This window comes from Neoaquamicrobium sediminum (assembly GCF_013240295.1).
In the GTDB taxonomy this organism is placed as follows: domain Bacteria; phylum Pseudomonadota; class Alphaproteobacteria; order Rhizobiales; family Rhizobiaceae; genus Aerobium; species Aerobium sediminum.
On the sequence record NZ_JABETK010000002.1, the window covers coordinates 827,929 to 847,477 of the forward strand.

At 63.4% G+C, this 19,549-nt stretch carries 15 protein-coding genes and 3 pseudogenes; 7 read left to right on the plus strand and 11 right to left on the minus strand.

Features of this window, described 5'->3' with window-relative positions; genetic code table 11:
- Positions 1-43 precede the first annotated feature (43 nt).
- The gene (locus HK436_RS15920) at positions 44-547 is read right to left on the minus strand and encodes a SixA phosphatase family protein (RefSeq protein ID WP_173191318.1); all 504 of its coding nucleotides are present in this window, start codon (positions 545-547) and stop codon (positions 44-46) included.
- Between the two features lie 272 nt (positions 548-819).
- Between HK436_RS15920 and dksA the strand changes: the two genes are divergently transcribed.
- On the plus strand, positions 820-1,236 hold the full coding sequence (dksA, locus tag HK436_RS15925; protein WP_173191326.1) for an RNA polymerase-binding protein DksA: 417 nt from the start codon (positions 820-822) through the stop codon (positions 1,234-1,236).
- Between the two features lie 88 nt (positions 1,237-1,324).
- Here the strand turns inward: dksA and HK436_RS15930 are convergent, their stop codons facing one another.
- On the minus strand, positions 1,325-2,113 hold the full coding sequence (locus HK436_RS15930; protein ID WP_173191328.1) for a flagellar biosynthetic protein FliO: 789 nt from the start codon (positions 2,111-2,113) through the stop codon (positions 1,325-1,327).
- Positions 2,114-2,360: 247 nt separating this feature from the next.
- Between HK436_RS15930 and cckA the strand changes: the two genes are divergently transcribed.
- The 3 genes from cckA to HK436_RS15945 all read left to right on the plus strand — a co-directional run bounded on the left by cckA (position 2,361) and on the right by HK436_RS15945 (position 6,384).
- Entirely contained in the window at positions 2,361-4,952 is a 2,592-nt protein-coding gene (gene cckA, locus HK436_RS15935) for a cell cycle histidine kinase CckA (RefSeq protein WP_173191330.1), read from the plus strand.
- A 50-nt stretch (positions 4,953-5,002) separates the two neighbouring features.
- Positions 5,003-5,392 carry a hypothetical protein gene (locus tag HK436_RS15940; protein WP_173191332.1) on the plus strand — a complete coding sequence of 130 codons (390 nt, stop codon included), beginning with the start codon at positions 5,003-5,005 and terminating at the stop codon, positions 5,390-5,392.
- A 218-nt stretch (positions 5,393-5,610) separates the two neighbouring features.
- Positions 5,611-6,384 carry a L,D-transpeptidase gene (locus tag HK436_RS15945; RefSeq protein ID WP_244649195.1) on the plus strand — a complete coding sequence of 258 codons (774 nt, stop codon included), beginning with the start codon at positions 5,611-5,613 and terminating at the stop codon, positions 6,382-6,384.
- A 42-nt stretch (positions 6,385-6,426) separates the two neighbouring features.
- On the opposite strand, the pseudogene HK436_RS15950 reads toward HK436_RS15945, so the two are convergent.
- Positions 6,427-7,728: pseudogene (locus HK436_RS15950) on the minus strand (DNA polymerase IV); the annotation flags it as partial.
- Between the two features lie 79 nt (positions 7,729-7,807).
- Between HK436_RS15950 and HK436_RS15955 the strand changes: the two are divergent.
- Positions 7,808-8,410, plus strand: a complete 603-nt coding sequence (locus tag HK436_RS15955; RefSeq protein WP_173191334.1) for a GNAT family N-acetyltransferase — start codon at positions 7,808-7,810, stop codon at positions 8,408-8,410.
- Positions 8,411-8,433: 23 nt separating this feature from the next.
- Here HK436_RS15955 and HK436_RS15960 read toward each other — a convergent pair whose 3' ends face one another.
- Positions 8,434-9,090, minus strand: a complete 657-nt coding sequence (locus HK436_RS15960) for a hypothetical protein (protein ID WP_173191336.1) — start codon at positions 9,088-9,090, stop codon at positions 8,434-8,436.
- Positions 9,087-9,371, minus strand: a complete 285-nt coding sequence (locus HK436_RS15965) for a DUF3572 domain-containing protein (protein WP_173191338.1) — start codon at positions 9,369-9,371, stop codon at positions 9,087-9,089. Before HK436_RS15965 ends, HK436_RS15960 begins: the two co-directional genes overlap by 4 nt.
- 194 nt (positions 9,372-9,565) lie before the next feature.
- On the opposite strand from HK436_RS15965, the gene HK436_RS15970 reads away from it, so the two are divergent.
- A complete protein-coding gene (locus HK436_RS15970; protein WP_173191340.1) occupies positions 9,566-9,937 on the plus strand; it encodes a response regulator in 372 nt (123 codons plus the stop codon).
- Complete coding sequence (locus HK436_RS15975; RefSeq protein WP_173191342.1) at positions 9,937-11,313, plus strand: PleD family two-component system response regulator; 1,377 nt, start codon at positions 9,937-9,939, stop codon at positions 11,311-11,313. The genes HK436_RS15970 and HK436_RS15975 overlap by 1 nt, the downstream gene beginning before the upstream one ends.
- 445 nt (positions 11,314-11,758) lie before the next feature.
- On the opposite strand, the gene rpmG is transcribed toward HK436_RS15975, so the two are convergent.
- From rpmG to topA, 6 genes and pseudogenes are all read right to left on the minus strand, one after another.
- Positions 11,759-11,926, minus strand: a complete 168-nt coding sequence (rpmG, locus tag HK436_RS15980) for a 50S ribosomal protein L33 (RefSeq protein ID WP_173191344.1) — start codon at positions 11,924-11,926, stop codon at positions 11,759-11,761.
- Between the two features lie 102 nt (positions 11,927-12,028).
- Complete coding sequence (locus HK436_RS15985; protein WP_244648992.1) at positions 12,029-13,234, minus strand: MFS transporter; 1,206 nt, start codon at positions 13,232-13,234, stop codon at positions 12,029-12,031.
- Positions 13,235-13,262: 28 nt separating this feature from the next.
- A pseudogene (locus HK436_RS15990) lies at positions 13,263-13,996 on the minus strand (NUDIX hydrolase).
- 25 nt (positions 13,997-14,021) lie between these two features.
- On the minus strand, positions 14,022-14,447 hold the full coding sequence (locus HK436_RS15995; protein ID WP_173193529.1) for a DUF983 domain-containing protein: 426 nt from the start codon (positions 14,445-14,447) through the stop codon (positions 14,022-14,024).
- Positions 14,447-16,732, minus strand: coding sequence for a ribonuclease R (gene rnr / locus HK436_RS16000; RefSeq protein WP_173191346.1), 2,286 nt, complete (start codon positions 16,730-16,732; stop codon positions 14,447-14,449). Before rnr ends, HK436_RS15995 begins: the two co-directional genes overlap by 1 nt.
- 6 nt (positions 16,733-16,738) lie before the next feature.
- Positions 16,739-19,341 (minus strand): annotated as a pseudogene (gene topA / locus HK436_RS16005) (type I DNA topoisomerase).
- Between the last annotated feature and the right edge of the window lie 208 nt (positions 19,342-19,549).

A 19,549-nucleotide genomic window follows, 5' to 3' on the forward strand; every position in this document is an offset into this window, starting at 1 on the left:
AAGAGCCATGGGAAATATCGCTGTTACGGGCGAGAGCTGACCGTCACAGATCGCGTGGAGCGACAAACTCCTCGAGGTAGCCATCTTCGGGCGCTATTGACGAAAGGGGCGTCGAAAAGCGGATGACCGCAAGTCCACAGGTCGGAAAGCCACCAGCTACGGTTGCCAACGCATCTTTTTCGCCGCCGCACGACAGCGCCATGGCCAGGTCCTCCATCATCGGATTATGGCCGACGACCAGCACAGAGCCGTCGCCGCCGGCACTGCGGATGATGTCGAGATAGCCCGTGGCGTCCGAACTGTAGAGCTCGTCCATGTAGCGTACATCGGTGACAGGCAGATGCCGCGCCGCCGCCTCCCAGGTTTCGCGCGCACGCTTGGCGCCGGAACACAGCACGCGGTCCGGCATGTAACCGGCAAGCAGCATCGAGGCGGCAATGTTGTCGGCGTCGGCTTTGCCGGAAAGTTCGAGCGCGCGATCATAGTCTCGCGAGCCGGGTTCCGCCCATTTTGCCTTGGCGTGGCGCAGAAGATAGAGCCGGGACATGGGGACCTCACCGTTCCGGCCCTGCCGGAATGGCGATACCGGGCCCACCACGCTGGATTTAGCGGCCCGGCCAGCATCGCGCAACTGGACGCCGGCAGGACGATTTCAACGCGATCCAGCCGAGGAACCGGCGCGTCACAAGCAATTGCAGCGCCGTCGAAGGCGGAACGAATCGCTTTGACAAATGCGTGAATGCCTTTGCCTTAGCGCTTGTGCGGCTCCTAGCCCGCGAATATATAGGCGCCCGGACTGAAGTTTTGGGATTGAGTCGAATGTCAACAACTGTTCAAGCCGATTACGTCCCCACCGAAGACGAACCGTTCATGAACGAGCGTCAGAAGGCGTATTTCCGGGCCAAGCTGGTTACCTGGAAGAACGACATACTGCGCGAAGCGCGTGAAACCCTCGAAATCCTGCAGCAGGAAAACGCCAACCTCCCCGATCTCGCCGACCGCGCGTCGTCCGAGACCGACCGCGCGATCGAGCTGCGTGCTCGTGATCGTCAGCGCAAGCTGATCTCCAAGATCGACGCGGCTCTGCAGCGGATCGACGAGGGTACCTATGGCTACTGCGAGGAGACTGGCGAGCCGATCGCGCTGCGGAGGCTGGATGCGAGGCCCATCGCTACGCTTTCAATCGAGGCGCAGGAACGTCACGAGCGCCGCGAAAAGGTCTATCGGGACGACTAAGGCAATTAACTCAGCGGCTTGAAGCCGCTTTTTTCGTCTCGCGTAAGCGTTGCCGGGCAAATTTCCGGCCCGCGAGGTGTTTGACGCTTTAGCGCTTGCTGGAGAGGTCGCCCAGCAGCCGGCTCATTTCGTCGTCGAGCGAGATTTCCGGGCTGACCGTGGCCTGACGGCGGTGGTCGCCATCCAGCGTGACCTGCAGCTCTTCCAGCAGCGCATCATCGATGTCGTCTACTTTTGTCGGCTCCGCCCGATGCGTTTCGGGGTCAGCGACAACCGGCCGAAGCGTTTGCACAGCCCGCGCGGGGGCGGGTGCAGGTGCTGGTTGCGGTGCCTGAGGTATCGGCGCGGCGGAAGCATTGGTTGCCGGAGAAACCGGGAAACGCGGCTCGGGCGTTGCTGCGGGCGCGGGCTCCGCTACCGGTACCCTTTGAGGGGCGGGCTGTTGCTGCTGGCGCGGTGGCGTTGCGCGAGCGGCGATTTCCGATCGGGGCGCATGCGGCCTCTCGACCACCGGTTGGGGTGGCGTGGCGGGTGGCTGCGCGACCACAGGCATGTCGTCAGCCGGTTTGCGCGCTGGCGGCAGGAGGCGAATGTTCTGCTCCACGACGACATCGCTCGGCCCGCCGATCAGGATCAGGTGCTCGACATCGTCGCGCCGCACCAGCACCAGACGACGGTGGCTGTCGACGGCGGTCGCATCCATGACGGCAAGGCGCGCTTTGCGATTGCGCCCGCCGGCGACGAATGTGCCGAATGTGAAACCGCGCACGATCCGGATCACGATCAGCAGAACCAGCAGGACGATCAGCGCGACCACGGTCCACATAAGCGCCGGTGCATAATCCGGCCCGGCCACACTCTCCAACCATGCCTGCATGTCGCGTTCCCTTTGCTGCCGCGTGCTCCGCCTGCGCCTATATCGCTGCAAACAGTAGACGGGGTGATTGGTTGCGGCAAGCGGCGCTGTATGCCCGACGGCCCGGTTTCCCGGTGAAACTTGAGCGAAACCTGCCGACCGGACGATGAAGCGTGGACCGCGCCGCCGCTGCCCTTGCAGTTTCCGACAGCCATGATGTATGCCGGACCGATCCTTGGGCCACGCGGGCATGGCAGGCAGGAAACGAATGGCGACACCCACTGGCGGCGAAACCCGCCCCGCACCGATCGTTGACCAGAGCGCACGCCCCGGCGCGATAACCCGCCTGCTCATCTTCATCGTGGTGCTGATCTTTTCAGCGCTGATCTTCACGATCTTCCGCGATCGGCTCGGCGACCCGTTTCTTCTGGGCCTGCTCGGCGTGCTGGCGATGATTGGAATCGGTTTCCTGTTTACGGCGGCGATTGGCTTCATCCACGTCGCGCCGCGCTCGACCGCCGACGAATTGTCCCGCGCGTTTGTCGACACGATGGGGCAGGGGCTGATCGTCGCCGACATCAAGGGCAGGGTGATCTACGCCAATCGCGCCTATGCCGATATGACGGGCGCGACCTCGGCGGCCGACGTGCGCACAATCGAGGGGCTCCTCTCCGACAGCCCCGAGGCCTCGCCAACCGTCTACAGGCTCGCAGCCGGGCTTCGCGACGGCATTGCAGGTGATGGCGAATTCCGGCTCAACGGTTCGGTGCGGCCCGGCGCCGAACCCGGCGCGCGCTGGTACCGCCTGCGCGCACGTACTTTCAAGGTTCCGGGCTACCGTCAGCCTCTGTCGGCGTGGCAGATCGCGGATATTTCAGCGGAGCGGGCCGAGCAGGAGCGCTTCTTCCTCGACCTGCAGAAGGCGATCGACCATCTCGACCATGCACCGGCAGGCTTCTTTGCCGCCGATGCCTCGGGGCGCGTCACCTATATCAACGCGACGCTCGCCGAGTGGCTGGGCATAGATCTCGCCAGCTTCACGCCAGGCGGGACCACGCTCTCGCAGATCGTGGCCGGCGATGGCATGGCGCTGATCAATTCGGTCAAGGCCGACCCCGGCTCGACCCGTAATGCGGTGATCGATCTCGATCTGTCGACCGTTTCGGGCGCCGCGGTGCCGGTCCGTTTCATGCACCGCGTGACCGCCAGCCGTGAAGGCGCTCCAGGCCCGTCGCGCACGATCGTGCTCAACCGCAACCAGGGCGAGGACGCCTCCGCGGACCTGCGCGCCTCCGAGGTGCGTTTCACGCGGTTCTTCAACTCGACGCCGATGGCGATCGCAGGTGTGGATGGCGACGGCAGGATCCTGCGCACCAACGCGCCTTTCCTATCGCTGTTCTCGACGGTCGTGGACCGGGACATGCTCGACCGGCGCATCAAGCTGGAAACGGTGATCCATCCGCGCGACCGCGCAGCCTTCGAGACCGCTCTCGCAAGCGCCCGCGCGCACCAGGCCGATATCGCGCCCATCGACACCGTGCTGCCGGAAAACGAGGACCGGCATATCCGTTTCTATGTGAGCGCCGTCGCCGATGCCGGCTCGGGCGAGGGCGCCGAGGAAGCGGCGATCGTCTACGCCGTCGAAACCACGGAACAGAAGGCGCTCGAGGCGCAGATGGCGCAGAGCCAGAAGATGCAGGCGGTAGGGCAGCTTGCCGGTGGCATCGCGCACGATTTCAACAACGTGCTGACTGCGATCATCATGGCGTCGGATCTGCTGCTGGCCAATCACCGGCCTTCGGACCAGTCCTTCCCCGACATCATGAACATCAAGCAGAACGCCAATCGTGCCGCCTCCCTGGTGCGGCAGCTTCTGGCGTTCTCGCGCAAGCAGACGATGCGTCCCGAGGTGCTGAACCTGACCGACGTGCTGGCCGATTTGCGCATGCTCCTGTCGCGTCTTGCCGGACCCGACATCAAGCTGACGATCGATCATGGTCGCGACCTCTGGCCTGTGAAGGCGGATATCGGCCAGTTCGAGCAGGTGATCGTGAACCTGACGGTAAACGCGCGCGACGCGATGCCGGATGGCGGCGATCTTGCCGTGCGGACGCGCAACGTGCTGGAAGCCGAATGCAGGTCTTTCGGCTATCGCGAGCTCGCGCCGGCCGACTATGTGCTGGTCGAGGTTGAAGACAGCGGAACCGGTATTCCGGCGGATGTGCTGGCCAAGGTGTTCGAGCCGTTCTTCACCACCAAGGAAGTCGGCAAGGGCACCGGTCTCGGCCTGTCGATGGTCTACGGCATCATCAAGCAGACCGGCGGCTTCATCTTCTGCTCGTCGGAACCGGGCGACGGCGCGACGTTCCGTATCTTCCTGCCGCGCCACGTGGCCGAGGCCCGACCGGAGCCGGGCACGCAGATCGAAGGCACGGCGGTCGAAACGGGACAGCCGGTCGCGGAAAAGGCCGCCTCCAGCCAGGACCTTTCGGGCACGGCCACGGTGCTCCTGGTCGAGGACGAAGACGCGGTGCGTATGGGCGGGGTACGAGCGCTGTCGTCGCGAGGCTATACGGTGCACGAGGCCTCGTCGGGCGTCGAGGCACTGGAAATCTTCGAAGAGCTGGAAGGCGCCGTCGACATTGTCGTGTCGGACGTCGTCATGCCCGAGATGGATGGACCGACGCTTCTCGGCGAACTCTTGAAGCGCCAGCCGGACATCAAGTTCATCTTTGTGTCGGGCTATGCCGAGGACGCCTTCGCCAAGAACCTGCCAAAGGAGGCAAAGTTCGGATTCCTGCCGAAACCGTTTACGCTCAAGCAGTTGGCGACCACCGTCAAGGACATGCTCGACTCCTGATGCATCGCAATTGAATCAAACTGACACGGCGTCATAAACCGCGTGGCGAGATGAATGCGCTAGACCTGCTGCCGGGACATTTCGGACGCAGCGGGGACGCAGATGATCGTCGGTGGATTTTCTTATGTCGGGACGCTCGCACGACCCGCCCACGCGATCGTGGCATCGCAGCCCCGGCCGAGCGGCAGGGCGATCAGTCGAAAGCCCAAACCATCGAAGCTGCAGGTGAGCCCACATATTTCCGCTCCATCTCGGCGATCAGCCCAGGATCGCTCGCGGGCGTCTACCAATCGATGCGGGCGCAGGAAGCGTCATCGGGCTTCGATGCCGGCGGCATTGAACCCGTCAGGGCCGAAGCTGCCGCAGCAATCCTCTCCGGCGCCGGAATTCCGGCCGCTATGACTGCTTATGGAGAGGTCATGGAGGCAGAAGGCGAGTGACGGGAAATGCTGTTGCTCTCATGCAACAGAAGCGGGCCGTCACTTTTCCGCCCTATCTCGCCCAACTGTTGGCCACGTTTGACACGCACTGACTGAACCTCGGCGCTTAATCGCGCGGCAACAACAAGCAACGTCTCAGGTTCCGTCTTATGTGTGTCAACAACGATCCGAAGGGTACCGCGCCCGGTCGCCTTTCCCGCCGCTTCTTCATTGCCTCGATGCCGCTTTTCCTGGCGGCATGCACCAAGACAGGGGCTGTGCTGGAGTCGGTCACGCCGGCAGGTCCCGATCCGTATTATGTCGCCATGTATGGCGCGAAGCCCGAAGAGCAGTTTCCGCTGCCCGCCACCGACATCCGCAAGGTGGAGGAACGCTTCTTCCGTCAGCAGGTCGACTATCATCGGTCGGAACCGGCGGGAACGATCGTCATCGATACGGCCAACCGCTTCCTTTACCTCGTGCAGGAAGGCGGCAAGGCGATGCGTTACGGCATCGGCGTCGGCAAGGCCGGCCTTGAGTTCGAGGGCACGGCACGCGTAGCCCGCAAGGCCCAGTGGCCGCGCTGGACTCCCACCCAAAGCATGATCGCGCGTGAACCCGATCGCTATGCGCAATATGCCGGCGGCATGGAGCCGGGGCTTACCAATCCGCTGGGCCCGCGCGCGCTCTACCTGTTCCAGGGCAACCAGGATACGCTTTATCGTATCCACGGCACCTCCGAGCCGTGGTCGATCGGCCTCGCCGTCTCGTCGGGCTGTATCCGCCTGTTCAACCAGGACATCATCGATCTCTACAACCGCATCCCCGTGGATACGGTCGTCGTCGTGCTTCAGAACGAGCCGTTGATGTATCCCCAGCGGCAGGTGCCGGAATGGGTGGCTAGGCAGATCAACCCTCGCCAGCCGGCCGTACAGCCTGCGAGTGAAGCCGCGTCTTTGCCGCAGGGACAAGCCGGCGCCGCGCAGCCGCGCCGTCCGGCAATGGACATCTGAGGCATCCGAAGAAGGCTTAGCTTTCGTCCGCGCGCGGTGGCCGGCCCCGGCTGCCGCGCCAAAGGTGTAGCCGGTTTCCACGGCCTTGCCGCCGAACTTGGCGCGCAGAGCGTCGATAGCGCCTTCGGCCATCGCACGCTTCCTCGATCCGACATCGACCAGATCGGGCGGGTCGGCCCGTCCGTCATCGCTCAAATCGCTGACGCCGATACCGATCAGCCTGTAGCGTGTGCCGTCGGCCTCCCGTCGCAGCAGGTCCAGCCCGGTCGAAAAGATGCGGTCGGCGAGCCGCGTCGCATCCGGTAGCTGTCGGTTGCGCGTCCTGATGCGGAAATCGGCGCTCTTCAGCTTGAGTACCACGGTGCGGCCGGCGATGCCGGATTTCTTCAGCCGCGCGGAGACCGTCTCCGACAGCGCCCGCAGGATCGGCACAAGGTCCTCGAAGGTCGCAAGATCCGTGTCGAACGTCGTTTCGGCCGACACGCTCTTCGCGTCATGGTCGGCATGGACCTGCCGGTCGTCCATACCCCGCGACAGCCGGTAGAGCCGCATCCCCATGCTGCCATAGCGGCGCATCAGCTCGTCCTGCTCCATCGTCTGGAGCTGACCGATGGTGCGGATGCCGTCCTGCGCAAGCGTGGCGGCGAAGGCTTTTCCCACACCCCAGATGAGCGTGACCGGCTGGGCTGCCAGGAACGAGACGGCTTCTGCCTCGCCGATAACGGAGAAACCCCGCGGCTTGGCGAAATCGGATGCGACCTTTGCCAGGAACTTGCAGTAGGACAGCCCGACAGAAACGGTGATGCCGATTTCCGCCTCGACCTGTCTGGCGAACGAGGCGAGTACTAAAGCGGGCGGGCGGCCGTGCAGTTTCTGCGTGCCCGCGAGATCGAGAAACGCCTCGTCTATGGAGATCGGCTCAACCAGCGGCGTCAGCGCCTGCATCATCGCGCGCACCTGCCGACCGACTGTGACGTATTTCTCGATGTCCGGCTTGATGACGATCGCGTCCGGACAGGCTTCCAGCGCCTTGAACATCGGCATCGCGGACCGCACGCCACGAATGCGGGCGATGTAGCACGCGGTGGAAACCACGCCACGCTTTCCGCCACCGATGATGACAGGCTTGTCGCGTAGCTCGGGACGGTCGCGCTTCTCTACGGCCGCGTAGAACGCATCGCAGTCGATATGCGCAAGCGACAGTGAATAGAGCTCGCCATGATGGACAACGCGCGGCGATCCGCAGGCTTCGCAGCGCCTGCGGGCAACCTTCTGCGGCGCGAGGCAATCGCGGCAGAAGCCGTGCTCGGGGTCGTTGACAGCGGCTGGCATCGATGCGAACATAACAAGAACAATCGCAATCTTAATCCATGTGCGGCGTCGCAACAAGGCGGTGGCGCGAAGGTATTTGCTGGAGGGGACGATGGCCGGATTGCAGGCAGGGGAACCGGAGATCGTGCCGCTGACACCGGAACACTGGCCGCTTTTCGAAGATCTCTTCGGTAAGCAGGGCGCGTGCTACGGGTGCTGGTGCACACATTTTCGGCTGCGTCCGGCAATCCGGCGCGAGAACGACCGCCAGCGCAACAAGGACTTCATCCATGCGCGTATCGAGGCAGGGCCGCCGCCGGGTCTTCTGGCTATCGACGGTGGTCAGGCCATAGGCTGGATGCAGATCGGCCCCCGTGCAGACGTTCCGGAGTGGAACAACGCCGGCAGGGTGTCAGCGCCCGTCGATCCGGGCGACGCCGCCGATTCCGCCGTGTGGGCGATCTCCTGTTTCTTCGTACGCACGAAAGCACGCGGGAAGGGACTGTCCCACCGGCTGGTTGCTGCCGGCATCGATTTCGCGACACGCTCCGGTGCGCGATGGCTCGAAGCATGCCCGATCGACCAGTCGCGCGATTCGCGCTCGATCGGACTGTTCGTCGGCTCGACGCGTGTCTTCGAGAAAGCAGGGTTTTCGGAAGTGGCGGTGCGCAAGCCCGGCCGTCCGCTGATGCGGATCGAACTCGCCGGAGTTTGAAGGGCTTGGGTGCCCGGCGACAATCAGAGGCCGAGCGCGTCTGCGATCCGTCCGCCGGCCTCCGGCCAGTCTTCCACGACAAGTATATTGTCGGTTACCGGCGGAAGCAGCGCACGCAGCGAGTTGTCGGCCATCAGATGGAACAGATGCGCATCGGGTACGAACTGCCGTGCCGAAACAAGGTTGTGCGGCATGTCGTCGACGAACGCCACCGGTCGCTCGCTCTCGCCACGCAGGCGCAGGATCGCCGGCCCCTTGGCCATCTCCGTGGTCAGAAGCGGGTAGGGCAGGCCCAGTTCGTCGAGGTGTTTTCGCCGCACGTCGCGATGGCGGTGGGGCATGGCGGTCAGGAGCACGATCTCCGCGTCGCGGGAGATCGTATCGAGCGCATCGGCAGCACCCTCGGTCAACGTTTGCCACAACGCCTGGCTGTCGAAGAAATTGCCAAGCAATTCGCTTACCTGGCGCTGCTCGGCAGCCACACCGGTTTCCAGATGGAAGACATTGCCGGTCAGCCGGAAGCTACCCATGTCCAACCGGTAGCCTTGTTCGCTCAGGTAACGCGGGAACGGTCTGATGAATTCGAGCAGCACATCATCGACATCCAGAACCAGAAGCGGTCGGTCGTCATGCGACAGTTCCTCGATCTGGCGCAGTGTTTCCGGATCGATACTGCTCATGTCGAGGCCTCGAAGTGGTCGTCGCCGAAGGGAAGGGCACGCAGGGCCGCCGATACACGTGTGGGCTCGGTGGCAGTCGCTTCACAGAATGCGGTAAGCGTAGGCTCGTGGGCCAGTATGAATTGCAGGACGCCCGCCAGAAAGCCGGGTTCGCCCGCGGCCTGGCGTATCTGCGATGCCTCGATGCCGGAAAGCGCGAGGAACCGGGGCAGCAAGGCCGGGTCTGCGGCGACGAAGCCAAGAGCGGAAATAGCCAGCGCCTCGGCCTGGCTTGCATCCATTCGCTCAAAACGGGAGACTGGTGGTCTGGACATGAAGCAGGCTGTAACGCAACCGGGCGGTTTGCTGCAAGCAGGCGCTGCAACTGGGTTTTCCTTTCGTCAATCAAATTGCGTTAGGCTATCCGTCAGAGTCGTTGTTTCATGCAGCGAACGAGGGCGGGCTGCGTTAATGAAGCCATGCGGGCAGGGCTGATATGTCGAAGAAGGTGATGATCGTCGAGGACAACGAGCTGAACATGAAGCTCTTCCGCGACCTCATCGAAGCAAGCGGATACGAGACGGTGCGCACCCGCAACGGGCTCGAGGCGCTGGATCTGGCGCGTGCGCACAAACCCGATCTCATCCTCATGGACATTCAGCTTCCCGAGGTTTCGGGACTGGAAGTGACCAAATGGCTGAAGGAAGATGACGAGTTGCATCGAATCCCGGTCATTGCCGTCACCGCTTTCGCGATGAAAGGCGATGAGGAGCGCATTCGCCAGGGCGGGTGCGAGGCTTACATTTCCAAGCCCATCAGCGTTGGCAAGTTCATCGAAACCATCAAATCCTATCTGGGCGACGCCTGATGACCGCGAGAATCCTTGTCGTCGATGACGTCCCGGCCAACGTGAAGCTCCTGGAAGCGCGTCTGCTGGCCGAGTACTTCGAGGTATTGGTCGCACACAATGGCGCCGAGGCGCTTGAAATCTGCGAAAACAGCAAGGTCGACGTCGTTCTTCTCGACGTGATGATGCCGGACATGGATGGCTTCGAGGTCTGTCGCAGGCTCAAGGCCGACCCGGCAACGCATCACGTTCCGGTTGTCATGGTGACCGCTCTGGATCAGGTGTCGGACCGTGTGCGCGGCCTGGAGGCCGGCGCCGACGATTTCCTGACGAAGCCGGTGAACGATCTGCAACTGATGACGCGGGTAAAGAGCCTCGTGAGGTTGAAGACCCTCACAGACGAATTGCGCCTACGCGCCGCGACGACCCGAAACATCGGCATCGAGGAGCTGCTGAGCCGCCGTGACATAGCCGCCGATGGCGAGGCGAACGTGCTGCTGGTGGAAACGCGTAAGACGGCTGGCGAGCGCATTGCCAGGATGCTGCGCGGCCGATGCACGCTGGCCATTGCAGACGATCCGCAGGCTGCCTTTTTCCAGGCCGCCGAGGGCGGCTTCGACTGCGTGATCATTTCGACGGACCTGGCGGGCTACGATCCGCTTCGGCTCTGCTCGCAGCTCCGTACGCTGGATCGCACGCGCTTCGTCCCGATCATGCTCCTCGCTGATGGAGGCGAGGAGGAGCGGCTGGTGCGCGCGCTCGAACTTGGCGTCAACGATTACCTTGTTCGCCCCATCGACCAGCACGAGCTGATCGCCAGGCTGGCAACGCAGGTCAAGCGCAGGCGCTACAACGATCACCTGCGGGCGAGCGTGGCCGAGACGATCGAGATGGCGGTGACGGATGGCCTGACCGGCCTGCACAACCGGCGCTATCTGGACAGCCACCTTGCGACGCTGTTCGACCGTGCGCGCAGCCGCCGCCGGCCGCTGTCGATGATGATCGCCGACATCGACCGCTTTAAGTCGATCAACGACACCTGGGGCCACGACGTCGGTGACGAGGTCTTGCGCGAATTCGCGAGCCGGCTTCGAAAGAACGTACGCGGCATCGATCTGGCCTGCCGAATGGGCGGTGAGGAATTCGTCATCGTCATGCCGGATACGGATGGCGTGGTCGCGGAGAAGGTGGCCGAACGGATACGAGCCCAGATAGAGCAGACCGCGTTCTCGATCGGTGCCGACGGAAAGACGATCCCCGTCACTGTCAGCGTCGGCGTCTCCGCAATGGCAACGACCGCTCCCGATACTGTCGAGGCGATGATGAAGCGTGCGGATGTGGCGCTCTACGAAGCCAAGAACGGCGGGCGCAATCGCGTGGTGGCTGCCGCGGCATAACTTGCCGGATAAAGAAGCCGGGAACGAATCGCTCGGTGATGGCTCCCAAAAATTTACCGTAATCAATAACAGTCTGCGGCGATAGTTAAGAAACTATTGCTTTCTTTGGCCTGTTGAGCGAGTGTCACCTTGGGTAAGGCGGACGGGCAGAGGGCTGTCCGCTTACGCCCAGCAAACACCCCATGATGCTCAGGTCCGCCGCATCTCCTGGGTCCGTGGGGTCGGCCGGCCGGCGCTGGCGACAAGTGGCCTCCTCGTACCGCTGCCAGCTGCCGACCGGCCCCCTTTTCTCAACAAAACTGCCTCGAGAAATACGACCGGCTCTCCAACGCTTCAGAGCCGTTGGATGCCCACACGTGCGCATACTTGTCTGTCGGATGACGGAAGTCGCAAACAAAAAAGCCGCCCGGAGGGCGGCCCTTTTCTGTCGTACGAAAGCGCGAGATTACTTGATCTTCGCTTCCTTGAAATCGACGTGCTTCTTGGCGATCGGGTCGTACTTACGCTTGGTCATCTTCTCCGTCATCGTCCGGCTGTTCTTGCTGGTGACGTAGAAGAAGCCGGTGTCGGCGGTCGACAGAAGCTTGATCTTGATGGTCGTAGCCTTGGCCATGTTACCTGTCCGCTATCCTAAGGGTGGGGTCGCCGCATCGATACGGGCGGCAGCCCGGTTGCGGAAAACTCGCGCGGACACATAAAGAACACTGGCGGAAAGTCAAGCCCGATCAGCCGAGGGCGCGCGAACCGCGAGCCTGAAAGCGGCAAGCGCGAGATAAAGCGAGAAGAACAGTGCGATCGACCACGCAAATCCGTCTGGCCCGGCGATGTCCATCCCGATGCCGATCGCCTGCGGGCCGATAAGCATACCGATGCCATAGCAGAGCACGAACGCCGCGTTGGCTGACGCAAGGTCGCGGCCTGAGAGACGCGCGCCCAGATGCGCAAGCCCGATCGTGTAGAGGCCGGCCACGACGCCGCCCCACAGAAACAGGATTGCGGCGCTGGCATGCCAGTTACCGGACACCGAGGGCAGGGCCAGCACGCCCACCAGACCCACCAGAGCGCAGATCACCAGCAGATGCCTGCGGTCGCGCATGCGGTCGCTGAGAAGCCCCAGCGGTATTTGCAGCACGACGTTGCCGAGACCCACCGCAGTCAGGAGCAGCGCGGCATCCGCCTCGGAATAGCCGATGCGCGACCCATAGACGGGAAACAGCGCAAAACCGCCGGTTTCAACCGCCCCGAAGACCAGCACGGCAGCTGTCGCCATCGGCACCATCCAGATATAGCGGGCAAAGCCACTGGCGACCTGGGTTGCCGGACCGGACAGTCGCGGGCTTTCCCGCCAGGCGCTTGCGACAGGCAGCGCTGCCAGCATCACCAGCGCGAAGGTTATGCCGAACGGCGCAAATCCGCTCGATCCGACGAGCGAGAAGAGGAATGGTCCGAATGCAAAACCGAGCGACAGCACCGTTGCATACAGTCCAAGCACGAGCCCGCGGCGGTGAGGCGGTGCCGATGTGGAAATCCAGAACTCCGACAGGATGAAAAGAACCGTCAGCGCGAAGTGCAGGACGGCCCGCAGCGGGAACCACATCCAGAAGGCCGGCGCAAAATAGAAGCCCACGAAAGCCAGCCCTCCGGCCACGATCATGCCCAGCATCGTCGGCACCACGCCGAAGCGGATAGCGAGCGGCGTCGCGAAGGGAGCTGCGAGAATCGAGGCGATACCGGCTACAGCCGTGTTTGCGCCGATCATCGTCGCCGAATAGCCGCGTGATTCGAGGATGACAGACAGCAGCGGCACACCGAGGCCGATGGCGATGCCGACGACGCTGATCGACGCGATCGCCGCGCCTATCGAGAGCCATCGCATAGCGACTTCGGGCTCATGCTGCGGAGCGGCCGGCGCAGTCGCCATCGGGGTCACCTGCGATTGTTAGGAGGGGTCAGAGGACGTCGCGGCAGAAGCGGTTGTGACGCATGTAGTAGAACGGCGCCGGGCAGCCGGGCGAAAGCTCGGGATCTTCCTTCAACTGCGTTTCGAGATCGCCCAGCACGGTGCGGGTGATCGCGGGAATGTCGGCTTCCTTGGCCTGGCTGATAGGCAGCCAGACGATTTCTTCCAGTTCGTTTGTCGGGCCGCCATCCGGCAGCTCGACCGCCACATCGTCCTTGAAGGCGGCCAGAAAACGCGTGTCGAAGCGACGGACGCGGCCGGGGGCGTGATGGCGCGTGCGATGAAACGAAGCCTGTCGAGCGACGGGCAGACACTGTTTTCCGCAAAACCCGCCCAGTCGGCCTTGCCCGTCTCGAATGCGCCTTTGCGGCCAATCAGAAGGCCGGCTTCCTCGTATGTCTCGCGCAGCGCCGACATGGCAATCGCGCGCGCCCGCGCAACTGTGGTACGGGCGTTGACAAGTTTGCTCTCGACATCGGGGTGAAGGCCGGCAGCCACGGGAATGCGGCTGTCGGCGGGATCGGTCCGGCCGCCAGGAAACACAAATTTGCCGGGCATGAAGGCGTGGCGCATATGGCGCCGGCCCATGAGCACGCGCACGTCACGCCCGTCCCGGTCGAGCAGGATCAGCGTCGCAGCATCACGCGGCCGCTTGGGGCCCGCGCCGAGCGCAAAATCCTTGTTCTCGACCTTGTCGACTTCAGCGCGCGTCATGCCTTCCATGGCCCGACCCTCTCTCACCACGTCTTCAGAGTTCCGGATGCGTTTCCAGCGCGTCTGGGCGGCCGGAGAAGCCGTGCATGCGCAGGGCCCATTGTAGCCCGACAACCGCGCCCTTGACGGGCTGAAGCAGCGCAATGGTGGAAATGAGCGTCAGCGGCGTCCAGATCGCCAGGTGCTGCCAGGTCGAAAGCTCGACCATGCGCTCGACGCCCATGAATGCACCAACGACGATATGGCCGACGATGAAGATCACCAGGTAGGCCGGCAGGTCGTCGGCGCGGTGATGATGATACTCTTCGCCACAGGCATCGCAGCGATCTGCAACTTTCAGGAAGCGACCGAAGAGACGGCCTTCACCGCAATGCGGGCAGCGGCCCATGAAACCGCGCGCCATAGCGCGCATGAGCTGGCGGTCGTTCGTCGCGGCGCGGCCAAAAACCTGCTGTTCCATCATCGTCTCCTTGCGCGGCCACGGCTCTGCGTGCGGCGCGATTGCGACTTGCCACGGCGCGCCTTGTGGAAGGACTGCTTCGAACCGGGCAGGGGCTTCGGCTCGCTCAGCATCTCGAAGCGCATCGAGCCTGCCAGCGGCGTCACTTCCACCAGTTTCACCTCCACCGAGTCGGCGAGCTGGTAGCCCTTGCCCGAGCGTTCACCGAAAAGCGCGCGCGCGGCCTCGTCAAACATATAGTAGTCGTCACCCAGTGACGACACCGGGATAAAGCCGTCGGCACCGTATTGCGGCAACTGGACAAATAGTCCCGCCTTTGTGACGCCGGAGATGCGACCGTGAAACGCCTCCTCGACGCGTGTGGCGAGATGGGCCGCAATCAGCCGGTCCACCGTTTCGCGTTCTGCCGCCATGGCGCGGCGTTCGGTTGCCGAAATCAGCGCTGAAATCTCCTCCAGACGCTCTTCCTCGCCCTTGGAAATGCCTTCCTTGCCAAGGCCCAGCGCACCGATCAGGGCGCGATGCACGATCAGGTCGGCATAGCGGCGGATCGGCGAAGTGAAGTGGGCATAACGGCGCAGATTGAGGCCGAAATGACCGATATTCTCCGGCGCGTAGACGGCCTGGCTCTGTGTGCGCAGCACCACTTCGTTGACCAAAGCTTCCTGATCGGAGCCCGACACCCGCGACAATATGCCGTTGAAGGAAGACGGCTTCATCTGCGCGCCGCGTGCCAGCGAGAGCCCGATCGTCTGCAGGAACTCGCGCAGCGATTCCTGCTTGGCGAGCGACGGCGCGTCGTGGATGCGATAGATGAGCGGCTGGCGCTTCGCTTCCAGCGTTTCCGCGGCCGCCACGTTCGCCTGGATCATGAATTCTTCGATCAGCTTGTGGGCATCCAGCCGGTCCGGCACGATCACGCGATCAACGGTTCCGTCTTCCTTGAGCAGGATCTTGCGCTCCGGCAGGTCGAGCTCCAGCGGCGCGCGCTCCTTGCGGCCACGCCGCAGGGCAGCATAGGCGTCCCAAAGCGGACGCAGCACCGTTTCCAGAAAAGGCGCCGTCTTGTCATCGGTTGTGCCGTCGATGGCGGCCTGCGCCTGCGTATAGGCGAGCTTCGCGACCGAGCGCATCATGATGCGGTGAAAACTGTGCCGGATCTTGCGCCCTTCGGCCGAAAACGTCATCCGCACGGCAAGGGCAGGGCGATCTTCGCCTTCCCGCAGGGAGCAGAGATCGTTTGAGATACGCTCGGGCAGCATCGGCACGACCCGGTCCGGAAAATAGACGGAGTTGCCACGCTTCAGCGCCTCGCGGTCGAGCGCCGAGCCAACCGTGATGTAGGCCGCGACATCGGCGATCGCGACGGTGACGATATACCCGCCCGGGTTCTTCTCGTCCGTGTCGGGCTCGGCGTGAACCGCGTCGTCGTGATCCTTGGCATCGGCGGGGTCGATGGTGAGAAGTGGCAGGGATCGGAAATCCTCGCGGCCCTGGAGCGTGGCCGGTCTGGCGGCTTCCGCCTCCTCCAGCACCTCGGGCGGGAAGATGTGCGGAATGTCGTGCGCGTGGATGGCGATCATGGAGACCGCCTTCTCGCTTTCCAGAGAGCCGAGCACGGTCAGTACCTTGGCCTTCGGCAGTCCGTAACGGCCGCTCGAAACCTGCTCTACCTCCACGAGGTCGCCGTTCTTTGCGTTGGCGGCATAATCGGGATCGACGATGAGCTCAGCCTGGCGCCGTTCGACCGGCTCGATACGGAACGTGCCGTCGCGCGCCGTACGGAAGACACCGAGAACGGCTTCGCGCCGCTTCTCGAACACCTTCATCACCCGGCCGGTGTAGGCCGGGCCGCTCGTTTCGTCGGACGGAAAAACCTTTGCTAGGACACGTTCGCCAACGCCCGGCACGCGCGCCTTGTCGGCGCGGCGTGGGCGGATCGAAACGGTCGGGGCCGCGCCGTTTTCCTCCGGCCACTCGGTCGGGCGTGCCAGAAGCAGGCCGTCGGCATCGCGCGAGAAGATGTCGAGCACAACCACATGCGGAAGCGCGCCGGGGCGGGTAAAGCGCTTGGCCCGCTTTTCCAGGAGACCCTCGTCCTGCAATTCGCCCAGCAGGTCCTTCAGCCAGACGCGATCCGGCCCCTTGAGACCAAAGGCGCGCGCAAGCTCACGCTTGCCGGCCTGATCGGGGTTTTCCTTGATGAAACGGAGGATGTCCTCACGCGAGGGGCGAAAGCTGCGCGAAGCGTCACCGCCCTTGCTGCCGGGAATGCGCTTCGCCAAGTCGCCTTATTCCTCTTTCTTCGCGGACTTCTTGGCCGCAGGCTTCTTCTTCGCTGCCGGCTTCTTCGCAGCCGTCTTCTTACCAGACGCCTTTTTCGTGCCGCCGCCCTTAGCCGCGATCAACTCCAGCGCCTCCTCGACAGTGACCGAGGTCGGTTCCTTGCCCTTGGGCAGCGTCGCGTTGACCTTGCCCCAGTTGACATAGGGGCCGTAGCGTCCGTCACGCACGGTGATCGGCCCGCCGTCGGGATGATCGCCGAGTTCCTTCAGCGCGGCCGGCGTCGCGCGGCCCTTGCCGTTGGCGAATTTCGACTTCTTCTCGGCAATGACCGTCACGGCGCGATTGAGGCCGATCGAGAACACGTCCTCGATCGATCGAGATTGGCATAGGTGCCGTCGTGCAGCACGAATGGTCCGTAGCGTCCGAGGCCCGCCGAGATCATCTTGCCGCTCTCCGGATGCTGGCCGACGTCACGCGGCAGTGAAAGCAGCGCCAGCGCCTTTTCATGATCCATCGTGTCCGGCGTCCAGCCCTTGGGCAGGCTGGAGCGCTTGGCCTCCTTGCCTTCGCCGCGCTGGACGTAGGGGCCGAAGCGGCCGTTCTTCAATACGATCTCTTCGTTGGTGTAGGGGTCCTTGCCGAGCAGCCGGTCGCCGCCATCACCACCCTCGCCATTACCGTTGGCTGCTTCGCCCAGCTGGCGCGTGTAGCCGCATTCCGGGTAGTTGGAGCAGCCGACGAAGGCGCCGAACTTGCCAAGCTTGAGCGACAGGTTGCCGTTGCCGCATTTCGGGCAGATGCGCGGATTGGAGCCGTCTTCGCGATCCGGGAACACCAGCGGTGCCAGTTCTTCGTTGAGCGCGTCCAGCACCTCTGTGACGCGCAGTTCCTTGATCTCGTCGACGTGACCGGAAAAGTCCTTCCAGAAGTCGCGCAACACGTCCTTCCAGGACAGCTTGCCGTCGGAAATCTCGTCCAGCTTCTCCTCGAGTGCGGCGGTGAAGTCGTACTCCACATAGCGCTCGAAGAAGTTTTCCAGAAAAGCCGTGACCAGCCGTCCCTTGGCCTGCGGCATGAGCCGGCGCTTTTCGATGGCCACGTAGTCGCGGTCTTCGAGCGTCTTCAGCGTGGCCGCATAGGTTGAAGGCCGGCCAATGCCGAGCTCTTCCATCTTCTTGATGAGAGAAGCCTCGGAATAGCGCGGCGGCGGTTCGGTCGTGTGCTGGGTCACCGTCACCGATTTGCGCGACAGCGTCTCGCCCGGCTTGATCTCGGGCAGGCGGCGCGCGTCCTCGTCCTCGGCGTCTTCGTCCTTCTGCTCGGTATAGGCCGCCAGGAACCCGTCGAAGCGGATCACCGAGCCGATGGCGCGCAGATTGGCCGTGCGAGAGCCGTTCGATGCCTCGATCTCGACTGTCGTGCGCTCGATCTCGGCTGGCTGCATCTGGCTGCCCATCGCCCGCTTCCAGATGATTTCATAAAGCCGCGCCTGGTCCGGCTCGAGATATTTGCGAACCTCGGCGGGCGAGCGACGGAAGTCGGTGGGGCGTACCGCCTCGTGCGCTTCCTGGGCGTTCTTGGCCTTCGTGGAATAAATCCGCGGCTTTTCGGGCAGGTATTTCTCGCCGTATTCCGCGCCAATCATGGAACGTGCGGCGTCGATGGCCTCAGGCGCCATCTGCACGCCGTCGGTACGCATGTAGGTGATGAGACCGGTGGTTTCACCGCCGATCTCGACGCCTTCATAGAGCCGCTGCGCCACCTGCATGGTGCGCGATGCCGAGAAGCCAAGCTGCGAGGATGCAGCCTGCTGCAGGGTGGAGGTGGTGAAGGGCGGCGCCGGGTTGCGCCGGGTCGGCTTGGCCTCGACGGAAAGCGCCTTGAACGCCGCACCTTCCAGCATGGCCTTGATGTCGGCTGCCTGTTCCGCGCTCTTGATGTCGAGCTTCTGCAGCTTCTTGCCTTCGAACGCGGTCAGGCGTGCCTCGAAGTCCTCCAGCCGGGGCGTCGCGAGCAGCGCGGCTATCTGCCAGTAGTCCTCGCGCACGAAGCGCTCGATCTCGGCCTCTCGGTCGCAGACGAGACGCAGCGCGACCGACTGGACGCGGCCGGCGGAACGTGCGCCCGGCAGCTTGCGCCACAGGACGGGCGACAGCGTAAAACCGACGAGATAATCGAGAGCCCGGCGCGCCAGATAGGCGTCGACCAGCGGCGCGTCGATCTCGCGTGGGTTTGCCATCGCGTCGAGCACCGATTTCTTGGTGATCGCGTTGAAGACGACGCGGCTGACCGGCTTGTCTTTCAGCGCCTTCTTTTGCCGAAGCACCTCAAGCACGTGCCAGGATATGGCCTCTCCTTCGCGATCCGGGTCGGTTGCGAGGATGAGACTGTCGGCCTCCTTCATAGCCTTGGCTATATCGCCAAGCCGCTTGGAAGAGGGGCCATCCACCTCCCACGACATCGAAAAGTCGTCGTCAGGCCGTACGGAACCGTCCTTGGCTGGGAGGTCCCGGACATGGCCGAACGAGGCCAGAACCTTGTAGTTCGAGCCGAGATATTTGTTGATTGTCTTGGCCTTTGCAGGCGATTCGACGACGACGACGTCCATGTGCTGGCGTATTTCCCCAAGGCGCAGATAGCTTCCGCGCCGCTCTAACAACTGAAAAAACAGCCCGTCACATGGCCGTGCTTTGCTGTCCGGTCAAGGCCCTTGGGGCATTTCACCAAATGGCTGGACCGAAATACAACCAGAAAATGCAACGCGACCAGTTGCAATTTTAGATAAATTGAATAGCCTCTAATTAACGCAAGGGTTG

Coding starts and splice junctions, on each gene's coding strand:
- HK436_RS15920 (WP_173191318.1), bottom strand. CDS start 547: ATGTCCCGGCTCTATCTTCTGCGCCACGCCAAGGCAAAATGGGCGGAA.
- dksA (WP_173191326.1), top strand. CDS start 820: ATGTCAACAACTGTTCAAGCCGATTACGTCCCCACCGAAGACGAACCG.
- HK436_RS15930 (WP_173191328.1), bottom strand. CDS start 2,113: ATGCAGGCATGGTTGGAGAGTGTGGCCGGGCCGGATTATGCACCGGCG.
- cckA (WP_173191330.1), top strand. CDS start 2,361: ATGGCGACACCCACTGGCGGCGAAACCCGCCCCGCACCGATCGTTGAC.
- HK436_RS15940 (WP_173191332.1), top strand. CDS start 5,003: ATGAATGCGCTAGACCTGCTGCCGGGACATTTCGGACGCAGCGGGGAC.
- HK436_RS15945 (WP_244649195.1), top strand. CDS start 5,611: ATGCCGCTTTTCCTGGCGGCATGCACCAAGACAGGGGCTGTGCTGGAG.
- HK436_RS15955 (WP_173191334.1), top strand. CDS start 7,808: ATGGCCGGATTGCAGGCAGGGGAACCGGAGATCGTGCCGCTGACACCG.
- HK436_RS15960 (WP_173191336.1), bottom strand. CDS start 9,090: ATGAGCAGTATCGATCCGGAAACACTGCGCCAGATCGAGGAACTGTCG.
- HK436_RS15965 (WP_173191338.1), bottom strand. CDS start 9,371: ATGGATGCAAGCCAGGCCGAGGCGCTGGCTATTTCCGCTCTTGGCTTC.
- HK436_RS15970 (WP_173191340.1), top strand. CDS start 9,566: ATGTCGAAGAAGGTGATGATCGTCGAGGACAACGAGCTGAACATGAAG.
- HK436_RS15975 (WP_173191342.1), top strand. CDS start 9,937: ATGACCGCGAGAATCCTTGTCGTCGATGACGTCCCGGCCAACGTGAAG.
- rpmG (WP_173191344.1), bottom strand. CDS start 11,926: ATGGCCAAGGCTACGACCATCAAGATCAAGCTTCTGTCGACCGCCGAC.
- HK436_RS15985 (WP_244648992.1), bottom strand. CDS start 13,234: ATGGCGACTGCGCCGGCCGCTCCGCAGCATGAGCCCGAAGTCGCTATG.
- HK436_RS15995 (WP_173193529.1), bottom strand. CDS start 14,447: ATGGAACAGCAGGTTTTTGGCCGCGCCGCGACGAACGACCGCCAGCTC.